The organism is Vibrio sp. Isolate24, from assembly GCF_022398215.1.
In the GTDB taxonomy this organism is placed as follows: Bacteria; Pseudomonadota; Gammaproteobacteria; order Enterobacterales; family Vibrionaceae; genus Vibrio; species Vibrio coralliilyticus_A.
Window position 1 is genome coordinate 173,608 of sequence record NZ_JAKEUU010000002.1, and the last position, 16,753, is coordinate 190,360.

The following is a 16,753-nucleotide window of genomic DNA, read 5'->3' on the forward strand; positions in this document are numbered from 1 at the left end:
ATTTGTGGTAATGATGAGTGCAATTCGCATAAGCTGACTTAAAACTGCATAAGTTTGTGATACTCTCCTGACACATCCCCTTTGACCTAATGAACTGAAGAATTTATGAGTGACCGTCTTCTTTTCCATAAGACATATTTGCATCCAACTAGCCAAGAGTGGGTGGTGTTTGTACATGGTGCAGGGGGGAGCTCATCCATTTGGTTCAAACAGATCAAAGCTTATCGCCAGCATTTCAATCTACTTCTGGTGGATCTGAGAGGACACGGCAAATCAAGCCCATTTCTAAAAGAACTCATATCCAATCGCTATACATTTAAGGCGGTGACAGCAGATATTCTTAAAGTTCTGGATCATCTGAAAATTTCTTCCGCTCACTTTGTGGGCATGTCGCTAGGCACTATTATTGTGAGAAATCTAGCCGAAATGTCGACAGGAAGAGTTAAATCGATGGTTTTAGGAGGCGCTGTAACACGCCTCAACACTCGATCTCAGGTTTTGGTTAGGTTAGGCAACATGTGCAAGCATATTGTGCCCTATATGTGGTTATATCGCTTGTTTGCTTATATTGTTATGCCACAACGAACTCAGAAAGAGTCTCGCCACCTGTTTGTTCGTGAGGCAAAGAAGCTATGCCAGAAAGAGTTCAAACGTTGGTTCATCCTCACGGCAGAGGTGAACCCCTTGATGCGTTACTTTAAGGAGCGTGAATTACCGATCCCAACATTGTACTTAATGGGAGAGAGGGATTACATGTTCATTCGTCCTGTAAAGGAGATGGTGGCTGCGCATCGCAGAAGTACACTGCTGGAGATTCCGGATTGTGGGCATGTTTGTAATGTTGAACGCCCTGAGGAATTTAATCAGTACTCGATTGCGTTTATCAAAAGTCAGAGCGCGCATGCTTAGACTGGGCTTGTTGCCCTACATTGCCAGCATACACCAAACTGAGCTTCATTTGATTCACCACACTTTTCACAATGCCACTCGTTACCGAAGTCGGACTGTTTAAGATGCTGTTCGACCATTGTGCAGGCTTGTTCTGCCATTTGAGTATCTATTAGCCAAACATAAGGTTGTGAGCTTTCACTGAAGGGTACTTCTCCTTGCAAGCCAAAAATGCCTTCTCCCCTTACTTCACAATCGATATGGTTCGATTTAAGAAGCTCACAGATAATATGAGCTTCTGGTGGGGTATTTGCAGTGAATATCTTCAAGAAGAGCTCCCATCTTGAGCTTGAGGTACACCTTTAATCTTACCCATCACCCATTTAGTCACAACAGGGAAAAGTCCTAGTAGGGCGAAAGATGCTAATACAGATGGAGAAACAATGCCTGATAAGCTATCAATTTGCGCCAGCTGTGTCCCCGCATTCAGGTAAACGGCAGTACCTGGTAACATACCCAATTGACTGATTAAATAGAACCTGGCTGTTGAGATCGGTGTTAACCCCATCAGCAGATTGATGAGGAAAAATGGAAATACTGGGATAAGACGCAATGAAAATAAGTAAAATGCACCATCTCGCTCAACACCCTGATTAATGGCCTTCAATTTGTCACCAAACTTACTTTGTACCCAGTCTCTGAGTAAGAAACGGCTGCTTAAAAATGCCAAGGTTGCACCTATGGTGCTGGCAAAGGAAACGAGCAGTAAGCTGGTCCAAAAGCCGAATAGCGCAGCGCCAAGTAAGGTAACCACGGCAGCTCCTGGAATTGAAAATGCGGTAATAGCGATATAAGCCAGAAAGTATGTAACGGCGGCCAATGTAAAGTTATTATTGATGTATTCGGATAGCGCCGCTTGCTGAGCTTTGGCGTTTTCTAATGTTAGGTATTGTCCGAAATTGATTCCGAGAAAAGCAATTAGGATAACCAGTAGGATACCTAACACAAGCTTCTTATTCATAACGACTTCCTCTGTTTTGAGCTTGAGGCAAACGCGCTCAATAAAATTGTTAACAAATAAGAACTGTTTAGCAAAGATTAAATTTCATCAGCTATGAAAAAGCCAACCTATTCGGTTGGCTTTTAAACAATTAGCGACTTAACTATTGAGTTTATTGACTAACTCCTGACGGCGCTCAGGAGGAATGACTGACCAATGTTTGCCATTGATAGCCCCTTCTAGAGCCCAGAGCAGTTCGAGTGAAACATCCGCTGAGTGGGTTGCCTGAATAGCTTTAAACGCTTCTACAGAGCCCGCTTCCTCTAGATTTTCCACGCTCTCGATTCCTGCTTTCTTGAGCATTCGCTCGGTTGCAAGGCGGAGGTTAGGTAAGTCCTTGAGGCGATTTGGTCGAGTCTTCGCTTGCGATGTTTTTTCTTTTTTGGCAATGGCCAACGCACTTTGTGCCAACGCAAGGGCACGAGTAGGGCAAGAAGCTACATCATCCGTTAAAGCAAAATATTTGGTAACGACGGGAAAGCCTCGTTTTTTATAAACGTAGGGTTCTAAGCCTTCAGATTTGAATTGATTAGCCAGCTTGTCGTCGGCGCGGATATGGAGTTTATCGTTAACTACCAATGCGAACATTGTGTCGTCTGCGAAGATTCCGAATCCACCGAACATCGAACGTGACTTTATACGACCAAGCTGATCAAAAAGTCGCATCGAGTCTTTAAGTATTGGTTTATCCATGCTGTGTTATCTCGGTGTATATTATTATACGCCACCAAATTCAGGTCCGAGAGATTAGCAAAATAATGCAGATAAAGTGTCAGTAAGGTGTCATACCGAAATAAAATTCACTCGCTAATCCCTGAGTTCTAGAAAGATTATAGAGTGTTGTTTTAAACGATACGGATCGTTTGCATCTTTGCCCATCGGCAACCCCGCTACCTTTCAGTCTCCTGAGTCAGGCCGGAAGCTTTGCGTCCCACTCTTTCGAAGTGGTTTGCCCTGTTCGTGGCATTAGTCGAACATTTTAAGGATAAATAAAATTTGAGGTAAGTATCACATCTTGATTAATCAAATGTGATCTTGGTTCAAGTAAATTGCTTTAAAATGATATGTCCGACCAATAGATTGAGCTATCAGTCGGATGACAGCTAATGCTATTTGTTTAAGTTGTATACGGTATCGCGCACAACGATCTCAGGGTGCATTTCGAATACACGCTTCTCGTGTTCTTTGTCTTTGATGCGCTCAAGTAAAATTTCAAACGCATTTTTACCAACGCGACGTTTAGGTTGGTGAACTGTGGTTAGTGGTGGTGAGAAGTACTCGGCAAGTTCAATATTGTCGTATCCAATCACAGAAATATCTTCAGGAACACGAATACCTTTTTGCTGAAGTCGACTCATTAAACCTAATGCCATGGTATCGTTGAAACAAAATACGGCAGTTGGTTTGTTGTCCATAGCGACAATTTTATCGGCAGCCAGTACAGCGGTATCACACTCGAAGTTACCTTCAAGAATCCAGTTTTCGTTGACAGAGAGGTTGGCTTCATCCATCGCTCGTCGGAAACCTTGGATGCGCTCTTGGCATGCAGCTTTTTCGAAGTGACCACTGAGACAAGCGATATCTTTGTGGCCATTATCTATCAGATATTTAGTCGCTAGGTAGCCACCTTCTTCTGAATTGTCGATGATTTTATCGGCTTGAGAGCTTTCAGGTCCCCAATCCATGACCACTTTTGGAATATCCTTATGGCGGTCTAGCATCTCACTTAATTCTTCTGTGAGGTCAGAACACATAACGAGGATACCGTCTACGCGCTTTTCCGCTAGCATACGGATATAGTCACGCTGTTTCTCGTAAATGCCGCCAGTATTACACAGGATCAATGTGTAGCCCTGACGGTAACAGTAGCTTTCTACGCCGTCGATGACTTCAGAAAAGAATAGGTTGGTCGATTGGGTAACAAGCATACCGATAGTTCGAGTGCTGTTACATTTTAAGCTTCGTGCGACCGCGCTTGGTGCATAATTCAATTCGGCAACGGCTTCCATGACTTTTTCTTGTGTTGCTTCAGCAACAAAGCGCGTCTTATTGATCACGTGAGAAACTGTTGTAGTTGACACGCCAGCTAGGCGTGCCACATCTTTAATAGTGGCCATAAGGTTCTGTCCTGTCGATGACTGCCAGGAAGTATATTCAGAGTGTAGAATAATTCGGCAGAAAGTATCAGAAACACAAAAACCGCTTTATTCAGCGGTTTGTCTCTAGTTCGTTCATTTTTATCGTTTGCGGTCACGATTCTAGACCGCAAACAGAAGAAGAGCAAATAAAAAACGAAGGTGTGATAAGTTTTAAATCACAGATTAACAATAAGGTTATTCACCTTTAAGATAGGTGCAATCAAGTTCAAGAAACGCAATCAGTAATGAAGCTGTTGCCGCATAAAACCCAAATTCATCCAAAGCTTGGCACTTTCTAGTGAATTGTGGAATCCAACTTAAAAGATGTTTATGAATAAACTGTTCCTGCTCGATAAAAGCATCTTCCATGTGGCGTTCTTGTTCTAACTCGTTGGAGCGGATAATCAAGTTTCCTAAAAAGTCGAGCTCAATCGCGAGGTGATCCGCAGGTTCATTCAGCGCTTTATCAACGTCTATGCCGTGTTTGGCCATTAGCTGTTCCATGTCTGTTGCAGGCTGATCATTGAGAAGCCCAGATTTGCCTATGTACACGGAAGCGTAGGGTAGCGCTGAGTCTTTGTCTGACTTTAGAAACAAATCGCAGAAGTCAGCGGCCAGTTCGAGCTGGGCATCTTCGCGATCGATAAGACGATTGAGTGTATCGACTAATTTGTTTATGGCCGACTTCAGATGAGGGTTTTCTCCCAGCCCAGTCAGAAAGGAACGGATTTCTGCTGAGTGATACTGCTGGAGGTTTTCTTCTGTTAACTCCTTGGCAAACAGGCTGGATAACCACCAGTAGATTTCAGCACGTTTTTCGTTGAATGCTTTGATTTCTTGCATTGGTTAAGACTCCTAGAAATTCTATTTATCAGTTTAACGAATAAAAATGAATAGCGGTAATGGCGGTTGTTTCAGATTGAGTGCAAAAATGGAAAGTTATTAATGGCCTAAGCGAGGTTTGTTTTGAATCAATAAAACATCGCCTTTCTGGTTTGAAAGCGGTCAAAAGCTAGAAATGTGACTGATTATGAATAGAATGAATCAGAGACAATTTCAAAATGTAATTAAGTGGTGTAAATGAGCTATCACGTATTAGTTGTAGAGGATGATGCCGCCACTCGCAGTAAACTGGTTGGTTACTTTCAGAATGAAGGTTACCAAGTGAGTGAAGCGGAAAGTGGAGAGCAAATGCGCGATACACTGCAAAATCATGCGGTTGATTTGGTGATGCTTGACATTAACCTACCTGGTGAAGATGGGCTAATGCTCACTCGTGAGCTTCGCAGTCAGTCTGATATTGGTATTATCCTCGTTACAGGACGTACGGATAGCATTGATAAAATTGTTGGTCTTGAGATGGGGGCCGATGATTACGTCACTAAACCGTTTGAACTTCGAGAGCTGCTTGTTCGGGTTAAAAACCTCCTTTGGCGTATATCGGCAGTACGAAGTGCTGGTGAGCTGAGTGAGCAGAAAAAAGATGATGGCAATATTGTACGTTTTGCGGAGTGGACCTTTGATGTGCAGCGTCGAGCATTGAGTAAAAATGGTGAGCCAGTGAAGCTGACTAAAGCAGAATATGAATTGCTAGTTGCTTTGTCATCATACCCAAATCAAGTCCTGAGCCGAGAACGTATCTTGAATATGATTAGCCATCGAGTTGATGCGCCGAATGATCGCACCATTGATGTTCTAATAAGACGTATGCGCGCTAAGATGGAATTTGACCCCAAGAACCCGCAGATTTTTGTCACGGTACATGGCGAAGGGTACATGTTTGCAGGTGATTGACCTAAACAGATAAGCAAAAAATACCGAGGCATGCCTCGGTATTTTCATTTGATTAAACGTTACTGTCGGAAGCGTGTACTGCTTTCTCTTCGTAATCGGATGCCCAGTCACGTAACGATTGCCAGATGCGGCCCAGCGTTTCATGCCAATAGCGCTCAGTTTGCTCAAGATAGACCGCTTTCGGTGTGTACTTAGCCCACGCCTGAGTGACATTATCATGAGCCAAATAGTTGGTTGGCGCAGGGTAAGGCTTAAGGCCGGCAGAATGGAATTCATTCAGTGCACGTTTCATGTGGCTGGCGGAAGTGACCACGACCAATTTTTTGCGCTTAACAAACGCAGCAGCTTGCCTTGCTTCTTCCCAAGTATCCTTCGCAGTTTCCAGCAGAATAATATCCGACTTTGAAACGCCTAATGCGAGCGCAACTTTGGCCATCATACGAGCATTACTGACTTCAGAACCGCCTGCGTAACCTGACAGAATCAGCTTAGACCCTGGGTAGATACGCATGATGCGTATCCCTTCCGTCAGGCGCATCAGGCCGGTGCGACTTAACTCAGACGTGGGAGGGATTCGGTCGTCCACCACGTGGCCACTACCTAACACCATGACATAATCGATCGTCTCATCGACCGGAAAAAACGCAGAATACTGACGCTCAAGTGGCATCAGGAGACGAGATGAAACTGGCTGGAATGCAATGAGAAAAATGCCAATGAAAGAGAATAGAACAACAAAACAGCCTGTTTTTTGCTTCCTTGTAAACATAATCAGCATCAGACCTAAAAAACCGATGATCAGCATTGCTGGCAAAGGCATTAAAAGGGATGACACTACTTTTTTCAGCTCAAACATACTTAAATAGTCCGAAAAAACACCAATTGATTTTAATTTAAGAGAATCCCTCTTTATATCTGCCTTTCTTATGACAGAATAGCAGCACGATTCGACATGATAACCTAAGCCGCCGTGACTGAAGACCGCAATTTCGACGATATTGCCCACAAATTTGTAAAAAACATCTACGGCTCCGACAAAGGAGAGATACGCCAAGTTATTGTTTGGGAAGAACTTGAACAACTACTATGTGCGGTTAATGGTAGCAGGAAAAGCCTCGATGTGCTGGATGCAGGTGGTGGATTAGCACAAATGTCGCAAAAGCTGGCTAAACTCGGACATCGAGTCGCTTTATGTGATCTATCTTTGGAAATGCTGCAACTAGCAAAGCAGGATATTGAAAAAAATGGCTTGCTTGAGCAGTATCGCTTGATTCATTCGCCAGTCCAGAACATTGCAGAGCATCTGGAACAGTCCGTTGATGTGGTCATTTTCCATGCTGTGATGGAGTGGTTGGCAGACCCTAAGCCCGCTTTAGAAACGGTGCTTGAGCAGGTGAAACCGGGGGGCGCAGCTTCCATCATGTTTTACAACCATCATGGTCTGGTCTACAAGAATGTCGTATGTGGCAACATTCCTCATGTATTAGAGGGCATGCCGCATCGAAAACGATTTAAGTTACAGCCGCAGAAAGGGCTTAAACCAGAAGAGGTCTATAAGTGGATTGAAGACGCTGGCTTTGAAATCTGTGGCAAAGCTGGTATTCGCTGTTTCAGTGACTATATCGGAAACAGAGAATACATGGGCGACTATAAGACAGAAGATGTGGTAGCACTTGAGCGACAGCTGTGTCGACAAGAGCCCTACCTCTCGCTAGGCCGATACATACATGTATGGGCCAAAAAGAAAGAAGAACAGGAATAATAATGAGTGAGATGACTCTCAACGCTGCTGAGCAACCCATCGATGAATTGGTTGGCTGGGTAAAGCAGCACGATTTCTCATTAAACCTGCCGACTGAACGTCTCGCATTTCTCATCGCTATTGCAGTGCTTAGCAATGAGAGGTTTGATGAAGAATTGGGTGAAGGTGAATTGCACGACGCATTTACTATCGTCACTCGATTATTTGAGGATACCGGAGAAGCGTCTGCTTTCCGGGCTAACAACGCAATTAATGAGATGGTAAAGCAGAGGCTGATTAGCCGCTTTACCAGTGAAGTGAATGATGGCGCAAGTATTTATCGCTTGTCGCCGCTCGCGATTGGAATTACGGACTATTATGTTCGCCATCGTGAGTTTTCTAAGTTACGCCTCTCTATCCAATTGTCGATGGTGGCGGATGAAATGGCGAAAGCGATTGAATCTGCTCAGCAAGGCGGGACGCCGGGTCACTGGAAAAAGAACGTTTATGGCGTGCTCAAATATTCCGTGGGTGAGATATTCGATCAAATTGATCTCAACCAACGTGTTATGGATGAGCAGCAACAATCCGTCAAAGTGCAGATTGCTGAGCTACTGAACAAAGATTGGCGTGAAGCGATCAACAACTGTGAAGAGTTGTTATCTGAAACGTCTAGTACGTTACGAGAACTGCAAGATACGTTACAAGCCGCTAGTGACGAGCTACAAACTCAAATCCTTGATATTCAGGAAATTGTTTACGGACAAGATGAACTGGAATTTATTGAGGAGGCCTTGTTTGGCTTACAGATGAAACTAGATCGCATCACCAGCTGGGGCCAACAAGCGATTGATTTATGGATTGGATACGACAGACACGTCCATAAGTTTATCCGCACCGCAATTGATATGGATAAGAACCGTGCCTTCAGCACGCGTTTGCGTCAGTCAGTCAAAGACTACTTCGACACACCTTGGTATCTCACTTATGCTGATGCAGAAAGGTTAGTCGATCTCCGTGATGAAGCACTGGTTCTTCGAGATGACGAAGTGACCGGACAAGTGCCTCTGGAAGTGGAGTATGAAGAATTCCAACAAGTGAATGATGAGCTTTCTGAGCGCATAGGTGACATGCTCAAAGTACATAAAGAGCAGGGTACAGCTATCCATCTTGGAGCCGTATTACGCGACTATCTAGCACAGCATCCGCGCACTCATCATTTCGATTTAGCTCGTATCGTCATTGATCAAGCAGTACGTCTGGGTTACTCAGAATCGGATTATCAAGCGATTCAGCCAGACTGGCAGGCAATTAACGAATACGGAGCAAAGGTACAAGCAAATGTCATCGACCGATACTAATGATTACATGTCAGAAAATCTGGCAAAAGCGATTTCAAATCCACTTTTCCCGGCGCTAGACAGCATGCTTCGTGCCGGACGTCATATTTCTACCGAAGATCTCGACAATCACGCGCTGCTGTCTGACTTTGAAGTTGAGTTGTCTTCATTTTACCAGCGTTACAACACTGAATTGGTGAAAGCACCGGAAGGCTTCTTTTACCTTCGCCCTCGCTCTACGTCCCTGATTAACCGCAGTGTGCTGTCTGAGCTCGACATGTTGGTGGGCAAGGTCTTGTGTTTCCTCTACCTAAGCCCAGAGCGCTTAGCCCATGAGGGAATCTTTACCAATCAGGAACTGTATGAAGAGTTGTTGGCTTTATCGGATGAGAAAAAGCTGATGAAGCTGGTCACCAACCGCGCGACTGGTTCAGATTTAGATAAAGAAAAACTGTTTGAAAAAGTCCGCACTTCTTTGCGCCGTTTACGCCGCCTAGGCATGATCATCAACATAGGTGAAACCGGTAAATTTAGTATCAGTGAGTCGGTATTCCGCTTTGGTGCTGATGTCCGTGTGGGCGACGACATGCGCGAAGCGCAGTTACGCTTGATCCGTGATGGTGAAGCTGTGGTGCATACCAAAGAGCCAAGCCAAGGCAGCTTACTGGCAGAATCAGAACAAGGTGATGAGTCATCTCAATCAGAAAAATTAGAAGAAGGTGAAGCATGATTGAAAGAGGTAAATATCAATCGCTGACCATGGTTAACTGGAACGGCTTCTTTGCGCGAACCTTTGACATTGATGGCTTAGTTACTACGTTATCCGGGGGTAATGGTGCAGGTAAATCAACCACAATGGCGGCATTCATTACAGCCTTGATACCTGACCAGACGCTGCTGCATTTCCGAAATACGACCGAGGCGGGCAGTAGCCAGTCTTCACGTGACAAAGGCCTCTACGGTAAATTGCAGCCAGGCGCGTGTTATGCGGCACTGGATGTCGTGAACTCACGTAATCAACGCTTACTATTTGCAGTGAAGCTGCAGCAAGTCGCGGGTCGCGATAAGAAAGTGGATATCAAACCGTTCGTGATTCAAGGGCTGCCAAGCAGTGTGAAGCCGACGGATATTCTGATTGAAAGTGTTTCTGCGACTCAGGCGCGTGTTCGTCAGATCAACGAAATCAAAGAGTCAGTCGCGCAACACGAAGGTGTTCAGCTTAAGACTTTCAATTCCATCGTCGATTACCATGCACAAATGTTTGAATTTGGCGTGATTCCTAAGAAGTTGCGTAACTCTAGTGACCGCTCTAAGTTCTATCGCTTAATTGAGGCGTCGCTGTACGGTGGTATTTCGAGTGCGATTACCCGCTCATTACGCGATTACCTACTGCCTCAGAATGGTGGCGTAAAGAAAGCTTTCCAGGACATGGAATCGGCGCTGCGTGAAAACCGCATGACGCTTGAAGCGATTAAAACGACTCAAGCAGATCGAGACCTGTTTAAACACCTCATTACTGAATCGACGAATTACGTGGCGGCTGACTACATGCGCCATGCAAACGATCGTCGCAATAAGCTGGAGCAGACTCTCTCTCTACGCTCCGAACTGTTTGGCTCGCGTGAAACATTGGTTGAGCAAAACAGCTTACTTAATCGAGTTCAAGAAGAGCTGGAATTGCTGGTGGAGTCTGAATCGGCTCTAGAGCAAGACTACCAAGCGGCCTCCGACCACTTACAGCTTGTCCAGAATGCACTGCGTCAGCAGGAAAAGATCGAACGCTACCAAGAAGATCTTGAAGAGCTGAGTGAACGACTTGAAGAACAGATGATGGTCGTTGAAGAAGCGCAAGAGCGTGTTCTTATGATGGAAGAGCAAGCGACGGTTGCGGAAGAAGAGGTCGACAGCCTTAAGACTCAGTTAGCGGATTATCAGCAAGCGTTGGACGTTCAGCAAACCCGTGCGCTTCAATACCAACAAGCCGTTCAAGCGCTTGAGAAAGCGAAAACCTTGCTGGGGGATGAGGACCTTACTGCTGAGCGCGCGCACTCGATGGTCTCTGAGCTGAAAAATCAGGAATCAGAGAGCACGGCAGCGTTGCTGTCGGTGAAACACAAACTGGATATGTCTTCAGCCGCCGTTGAGCAGTTTGAGACGGCGCTTACCTTGGTCCGTAAGATTGCTGGCGACTCAGTGGAGCGTAAAAATGCCGCTGAAGTTGCAAAGCAGTCGATTCGTCAAGCGCGAGATGCTGAGCAAATTGCACAAAATGAACAACAATGGCGTGCGCAGCATCGCGATCTTGAGCGAAACCTCAATCAACAGCGCCAGGCGCTTGAATTAGTCAGTGCTTATCAGAAACAGCATAATGTGGAATTGGTTGATGAACTGACCTTTGAGCAGGAGCGTGAACGTCATGCGATGCAGGTTGAATCTCTTGAGATGGCTCAAGAAGAGGTTCGCGAGCAGCGCAGTGAACAGCGCCGTCTCGAACAAGAGGCTGCGGCGGAAATAAAGAAATTAGAAGCCATCGCACCGACTTGGATTGCTGCTCATGATGCTCTGGAAGCGCTCAAGGAGCAGAGCGGGGCTGACTTGTATGACAGTCAGGCTGTCATGTCTCAAATGCAAATCGTACTTGAGCAAGAAAAGCAACAGTCATTGGCCAAAGAAAAGCTCGCAGAGCGCCGTACTCATTTAGAGAATGAAATTGAGCGGTTAGCGTCACCGGGTGGCTCCAATGATCCTCGCCTGAAAGGCTTAGCTGACACACTAGGTGGTGTTTTGCTGTCAGAAATTTATGACGATATTACCATTGACGATGCGCCTTACTTCAGCGCAATGTATGGTCCATCTCGTCATGCCATTGTGGTTTCTGACTTAACAGGTATTGAAGAAAAGCTGGTTGAGTTAGACGATTGTCCTGAAGACCTTTACATCATTGAAGGTGATATCGATGCCTTTGATGACAGCTCATTCGATGCGGAAGAACTGGAAGGGGCGGTTTGTGTTCGCATGAATGATCGCCAGATGCGTTACTCACGTTTTCCAGAAATTCCTCTGTTTGGTCGTGCAGCGCGTGAACAACGTTTAGAGCTGCTACGTAATGAGCGCGAAGAAGTGGTAGAGCAGCATGCGAAAGCTGCGTTTGATTCGCAAAAACTTCAGCGTCTATATCAGGCATTCAACAACTTTGTTGCCAAGCACATCCAGGTTGCTTTTGAGGCCGATCCTGAGCAGGCTTTGATGATTGTGCGTGACAAACGCACTCAGGTGTCTCGTGTGCTAGCAGACTTAGACGCCAAAGAGCAGCAGCAACGCTCTCAATTGTTAGCGAGTAAGCAGGCGTTGTCCTCGCTTGATAAATTAGTACCGATGATGGCGCTGATTGAAGATGATTCACTGACACTGCGTTTCGAAGAGCTTGAAGAAAAAATCGCTCAGCTGTCTGAAGCAAAAGCATTTTTGAGCAGCCACGCGAAAACAGTCGCTGAACTGGAAAAAATTGCCTCAGCACTTGAAGCCGACCCTGAGCAATTCGATGCGCTGGAAGCCGAATATAAGGCCGCGGATGTTCAGTTACAGGAACTGAAGAAGCAGATCTTTGCATTGTCTGACTTGGTGGAGCGTCGCCACTACTTCTCCTATTCAGACTCTGTTGATCTGCTTAATAAGAGCAGTGAATTGAGTGAGCAACTCAAAACTAAACTTGTTGAAGCAGAGAGGCAGCGTACTCGCTCTCGTGATGAGCTGAAACAGGCGCAAGGGCAAATGAACCAATACAATCAGGTATTGGCTTCCTTGAAGAGTTCTCATCAGGCTAAGCAGGAAACGGTTCAAGAATTTAAGCAAGAGCTTCAAGAGTTCGGTGTTACTGCAGATGAAGGCGCACAAGAGCGCGCCATGCGTCGTCGAGACGAGTTGCAGGAACGTCTGCATACGTCACGCAGTCGTAAGAGTGAATACGAGCGTACCATCACGTCGACTGAGCTGGAAATGAAAGGTCTGGCAAAACGTCTTAAGAAGGTTCAGAAAGAATACATTGAGCTGCGCACCTTTGTGGTTGCAGCGAAAGCAGGTTGGTGTTCCGTACTGCGCTTAGCACGTGAAAATGATGTTGAGCGTCGCTTGCACAAGCGTGAACTGGCGTACATGTCAGCGGATGAGTTACGTTCGATGTCAGATAAATCGTTGGGTGCATTGCGTCTGGCGGTTGCCGATAACGAGGACTTGCGTGATGCATTGCGTCTGTCTGAAGACAATGCACGACCTGAACGCAAAGTGCTATTCTATATCGCAGTATATCAGCATCTTCGTGAACGTATTCGTCAGGATATCATCCACACCGATGATCCCGTTGAGGCGATTGAAGAGATGGAAGTGGAGCTTGCTCGATTGACCGAGGAGCTGACGCAACGTGAAAATCGTCTGGCAATCAGTTCTGAATCTGTGGCTAGTATCATCAAGAAAACGATCCAGCGCGAGCAAAACCGTATCCGCATGCTTAACCAAGGATTATCGAATATTGCCTTTGGTCAAGTGAAAGGCGTTCGCTTGAATGTGAAGATACGTGAAAGTCACGAGATTTTGCTTCATGGTCTAGCTTCACAGCAAGAGCAACACAAAGACTTGTTTGAGACCTCTCGCTATACCTTCTCAGAGGCAATGGCGAAGTTGTTCCAGCGTGTTAACCCACATATCGATATGGGTCAACGTAGCCCACAAGTTCTGGGTGAAGAACTGCTGGACTACCGTAACTACCTTGAGTTGAGTGTGGAAGTCTGCCGTGGTTCAGACGGCTGGTTACAAGCTGAATCAGGCGCTCTGTCGACGGGTGAAGCGATCGGTACCGGCCAGTCTATTCTTCTTATGGTCGTTCAGAGCTGGGAAGAAGAATCTCGCCGATTGCGTAGCAAAGATATTGTTCCTTGTCGTCTGTTGTTCTTGGATGAAGCTGCGCGCTTAGATGCCAAGTCGATTTCGACCTTATTTGAGTTGTGTGACCGTCTCGATATGCAACTTCTGATTGCCGCGCCAGAGAATATCAGCCCAGAAAAGGGCACCACTTATAAGCTTGTTCGTAAGGTATTTAAAGACCATGAGCATGTGCATGTGGTTGGTCTACGAGGTTTTGGACAAGCAGAGCAGAATAAGTCAGAAGCTCAGGAGCTGATTGAAGAGCTGTAATAGATACCCATAAAGGCGGCGGTAAAGTCGCCTTTCTTTTATCACTCCAGCACATATCGTACATAAAAAAGCCTGCTTGTGATGCCAAGCAGGCTTTTTAATAATTGATGTGATTAGAACTGAGCGGTAGAGCCAAATTGTTTGGCAGCGTAAGCCACGCGTTCTTCCGCACTAGGGTATACCCTTGGAGCGCCAATGCTTTCGATATGGTGCAAACGTGGCAACAACCCTGCACCATTGGCAATTTGTATTGCTAAGCCAGGTCGGGCGTTGAGCTCTAAGACCATTGGGCCTTCTTCTTTATCCAACACCATGTCAGTCCCCATGTAGCCAAGCCCCGTCATTTCCCATGCGCTAGAGGCCAGCACTAAGAGTCGCTCCCAATGCGGGACTTGAAGAGTAGAGAGATCTTTATCAGTGTCGGGGTGATGAGTGATAGGTTGGTCAAACTGAACAGCACGGATCGCCTTACCGGTGGCGATATCGATACCGACACCCACGGCACCTTGGTGAAGGTTTGCTTTACCATCGGAAGCTGCAGTTGAACAGCGCATCATCGCCATCACTGGATAGCCTTTAAATACGATGATTCTCACATCAGGCACGCCCTCATAGCTAAAGCCATTGAAGCAGTCGTCGAACTTAATTAAGTTTTCTACGACGGCAACGTCATTTTTACCACCGAGAGAGAACAGGCCTGCTAATGCGTTACTGATATGACGCTCAACATCTTCTTTATTGATCGTTGAACCAGAAGGCTTAGTGTAAACCCCGTTTTCATGTGAGGTTACTACCAAAATGCCTTTTCCCCCGCTACCTTGAGCGGGTTTAATCACAAAGCCAGGCCAGTCTTTCACCATGTTGTGGATGGTTTTCACTTCCGCTTGATTGCGAATCACACCAATCAACTTAGGTACTGTAGCTCCTGCCGCTTCAGCAATAATTTTTGTTTTCAGTTTGTCATCCACCAGTGGATATTTAGAGCGATCATTGTAGCGACCAATGTAACTGTGGTTACGTTGGTTCATGCCCATAATCCCCTTATGACGAAGCTTATTTGGCGATGTAAACTGCGAAGTTAAACGTGTCAGCATCGTTTTAGTCCTCCGCTAGTGGTTTAAAACGACGTAGCTCTGTTAGGCGGTAGCCGGTGTAAGTACCAAGCAGTAGGATACCTGCTAACACAATCAGCTGAAGGCCGATAAAGTTGAAGGTTAGATGCTGAATGTACGTGTTGGTCATCGCGAGATAAACCAGAACTGCGGTAGCCAATGAACCACCACCTTGAAGCACCACCTCTTTCGCACCTTCTTCTTCCCATAGGATTGACATTCGCTCGATGGTCCACGAAAGGATGATCATTGGGAAGAAGGTAATCGATAGGCCTTCTGTTAAACCAATTTTAAACGCCACAACTGTGAACACGGAGATGATCATGATAACAGTGATAATTACAGCAGAAATTCTTGCGACCAGAAGCAAGTTAAGCCTTGAGAGATAACTGCGAATGACGAGACCAGTCCCCACAATTAATAAGAAACCCACAATACCAGTCACAAGCTGAGTTTGAACAAAAGCAACTGCAATCAAAACAGGCATGAAGGTACCAGAGGTTTTCAAGCCAATGATGACACGCAAAAAGACGACGATCAGAGCCCCAATCGGGATCAGCATGATGGTTTTAAACATCGCTTGCTCTTCAAGTGGCAGACTGTGAATAGAGAAGTTCAGTAGCCCGTCCGCTTCAACTTTATCGAGAGTTGCCTGCTTTGGAGAAACTTCTTGGGCAATCATAGAGAAGTGGACTTGGCTATTTTGGCCACCAATGATGTCAAGCAGCGAGACGTTTGACTCATCCCATACAAGGATGTTCTCAGCGATGACCTGGTTCGCATTTTCGGGATTGAAGAGTTGCCATTCTTTACCATCCCATACTTGGTTCATTTGCTGGATTGTCTGACGTCGACGGCCATCTTCGAGTTCAATGACACCTACTGCTTTGCTTGGAACTTTGGCATAAGCGAGAATCTTATCGACCGCATCCACTTTAGACATATTGTTTAGCAAGAGTGCAGCGTTTTGGTTGTCTGAATCGTTAAGGGTTTTAATCAGCTCACGGGTAAAGGTAATATCATCGGCGGAGCGCTTGTTAGCACGTTCAATGAGCGAAACGGCAGCGGCTTCTGTTGGGCCATCAAATGTTGGCGGGATGATGTCTTGATTAGGTTTGAGCGGTTCTACTTTTGCTTGTGGGTCAACAAGAAACTGGGCTTTGTAGTAGATTGTTTGAGCTCCCACTGCATGACGAATAGACCACTCCGCACGTCGACCTGTTTCGGTGTTGACATATGAAACGCCATAGCCAGGAGATGACGATGACTCACTAATGAGCGTGAATCCGTTTTGAGTATGAGGGGCGGCTAACGACGCCTTGACCGGTTTAGCTTGAGCATTGAACTCAATACGAGCTTCAATATCCCAAATTTGGCGGGTTTCTCCTGGAGTCCAAGGAACGCCGTAAGTCTGATGTCTGAACAGGCTTAAAGCGATGCCTGCAATAATCAGCAGGATGACCGATATGTAAAAGGGGACTTTAGACGTCATA

14 protein-coding genes and 1 riboswitch are annotated in these 16,753 nt (G+C 45.8%); of the genes, 6 read left to right on the forward strand and 8 right to left on the reverse strand.

All coding sequences use genetic code 11. The features are described from left to right. Positions 1-105: 105 nt before the first annotated feature. Positions 106-909 (forward strand): alpha/beta hydrolase, encoded by an 804-nt coding sequence (locus L1D23_RS09095; protein ID WP_239865707.1) that lies wholly within the window; start codon positions 106-108, stop codon positions 907-909. Here the strand turns inward: L1D23_RS09095 and L1D23_RS09100 are convergent. The 5 genes from L1D23_RS09100 to torD form a co-directional block, all read right to left on the reverse strand. Next, positions 906-1,217 carry a DUF2007 domain-containing protein gene (locus tag L1D23_RS09100; protein ID WP_239865709.1) on the reverse strand — a complete coding sequence of 104 codons (312 nt, stop codon included), beginning with the start codon at positions 1,215-1,217 and terminating at the stop codon, positions 906-908. The two genes, L1D23_RS09095 and L1D23_RS09100, sit on opposite strands and share 4 nt — an antisense overlap. Next, entirely contained in the window at positions 1,214-1,909 is a 696-nt protein-coding gene (locus L1D23_RS09105; protein WP_239865711.1) for a TVP38/TMEM64 family protein, read from the reverse strand. The genes L1D23_RS09100 and L1D23_RS09105 overlap by 4 nt, the downstream gene beginning before the upstream one ends. A gap of 138 nt (positions 1,910-2,047) precedes the next feature. Then, complete coding sequence (locus L1D23_RS09110; RefSeq protein ID WP_239838244.1) at positions 2,048-2,641, reverse strand: TfoX/Sxy family DNA transformation protein; 594 nt, start codon at positions 2,639-2,641, stop codon at positions 2,048-2,050. Between the two features lie 184 nt (positions 2,642-2,825). Beyond that, a riboswitch (cyclic di-GMP riboswitch) is annotated at positions 2,826-2,912 on the reverse strand. Positions 2,913-3,057: 145 nt separating this feature from the next. Then, positions 3,058-4,065, reverse strand: coding sequence for an HTH-type transcriptional repressor PurR (purR, locus tag L1D23_RS09115; RefSeq protein WP_239865720.1), 1,008 nt, complete (start codon positions 4,063-4,065; stop codon positions 3,058-3,060). 216 nt (positions 4,066-4,281) lie between these two features. Beyond that, on the reverse strand, positions 4,282-4,929 hold the full coding sequence (torD, locus tag L1D23_RS09120; RefSeq protein WP_239865721.1) for a molecular chaperone TorD: 648 nt from the start codon (positions 4,927-4,929) through the stop codon (positions 4,282-4,284). Positions 4,930-5,166: 237 nt separating this feature from the next. On the opposite strand from torD, the gene torR reads away from it, so the two are divergent. After that, positions 5,167-5,880, forward strand: a complete 714-nt coding sequence (torR, locus tag L1D23_RS09125) for a two-component system response regulator TorR (protein ID WP_239865723.1) — start codon at positions 5,167-5,169, stop codon at positions 5,878-5,880. A 52-nt stretch (positions 5,881-5,932) separates the two neighbouring features. On the opposite strand, the gene elyC is transcribed toward torR, so the two are convergent. Then, complete coding sequence (gene elyC, locus L1D23_RS09130) at positions 5,933-6,736, reverse strand: envelope biogenesis factor ElyC (protein ID WP_239838248.1); 804 nt, start codon at positions 6,734-6,736, stop codon at positions 5,933-5,935. Between the two features lie 114 nt (positions 6,737-6,850). On the opposite strand from elyC, the gene cmoM reads away from it, so the two are divergent. Genes cmoM through mukB form a run of 4 tightly spaced genes read left to right on the forward strand, consistent with a single transcriptional unit; the run spans position 6,851 to position 14,148 of the window. Then, positions 6,851-7,642, forward strand: coding sequence for a tRNA uridine 5-oxyacetic acid(34) methyltransferase CmoM (gene cmoM / locus L1D23_RS09135; RefSeq protein WP_239865725.1), 792 nt, complete (start codon positions 6,851-6,853; stop codon positions 7,640-7,642). A 2-nt stretch (positions 7,643-7,644) separates the two neighbouring features. After that, positions 7,645-8,982, forward strand: a complete 1,338-nt coding sequence (mukF, locus tag L1D23_RS09140; protein WP_006962904.1) for a chromosome partition protein MukF — start codon at positions 7,645-7,647, stop codon at positions 8,980-8,982. Then, positions 8,963-9,691: a chromosome partition protein MukE gene (gene mukE / locus L1D23_RS09145; RefSeq protein ID WP_006962903.1), complete on the forward strand. Its 729-nt coding sequence runs from the start codon at positions 8,963-8,965 to the stop codon at positions 9,689-9,691. Before mukF ends, mukE begins: the two co-directional genes overlap by 20 nt. Next, on the forward strand, positions 9,688-14,148 hold the full coding sequence (mukB, locus tag L1D23_RS09150; RefSeq protein ID WP_239865726.1) for a chromosome partition protein MukB: 4,461 nt from the start codon (positions 9,688-9,690) through the stop codon (positions 14,146-14,148). Before mukE ends, mukB begins: the two co-directional genes overlap by 4 nt. Before the next feature lie 113 nt (positions 14,149-14,261). Here the strand turns inward: mukB and L1D23_RS09155 are convergent, their stop codons facing one another. Together L1D23_RS09155 and L1D23_RS09160 are read right to left on the reverse strand one after the other, a co-directional pair. Then, positions 14,262-15,242 carry an alpha-L-glutamate ligase-like protein gene (locus L1D23_RS09155; protein ID WP_239838252.1) on the reverse strand — a complete coding sequence of 327 codons (981 nt, stop codon included), beginning with the start codon at positions 15,240-15,242 and terminating at the stop codon, positions 14,262-14,264. Between the two features lie 4 nt (positions 15,243-15,246). Beyond that, positions 15,247-16,752 (reverse strand): inactive transglutaminase family protein, encoded by a 1,506-nt coding sequence (locus L1D23_RS09160; protein ID WP_239865727.1) that lies wholly within the window; start codon positions 16,750-16,752, stop codon positions 15,247-15,249. Position 16,753: the final 1 nt, after the last annotated feature.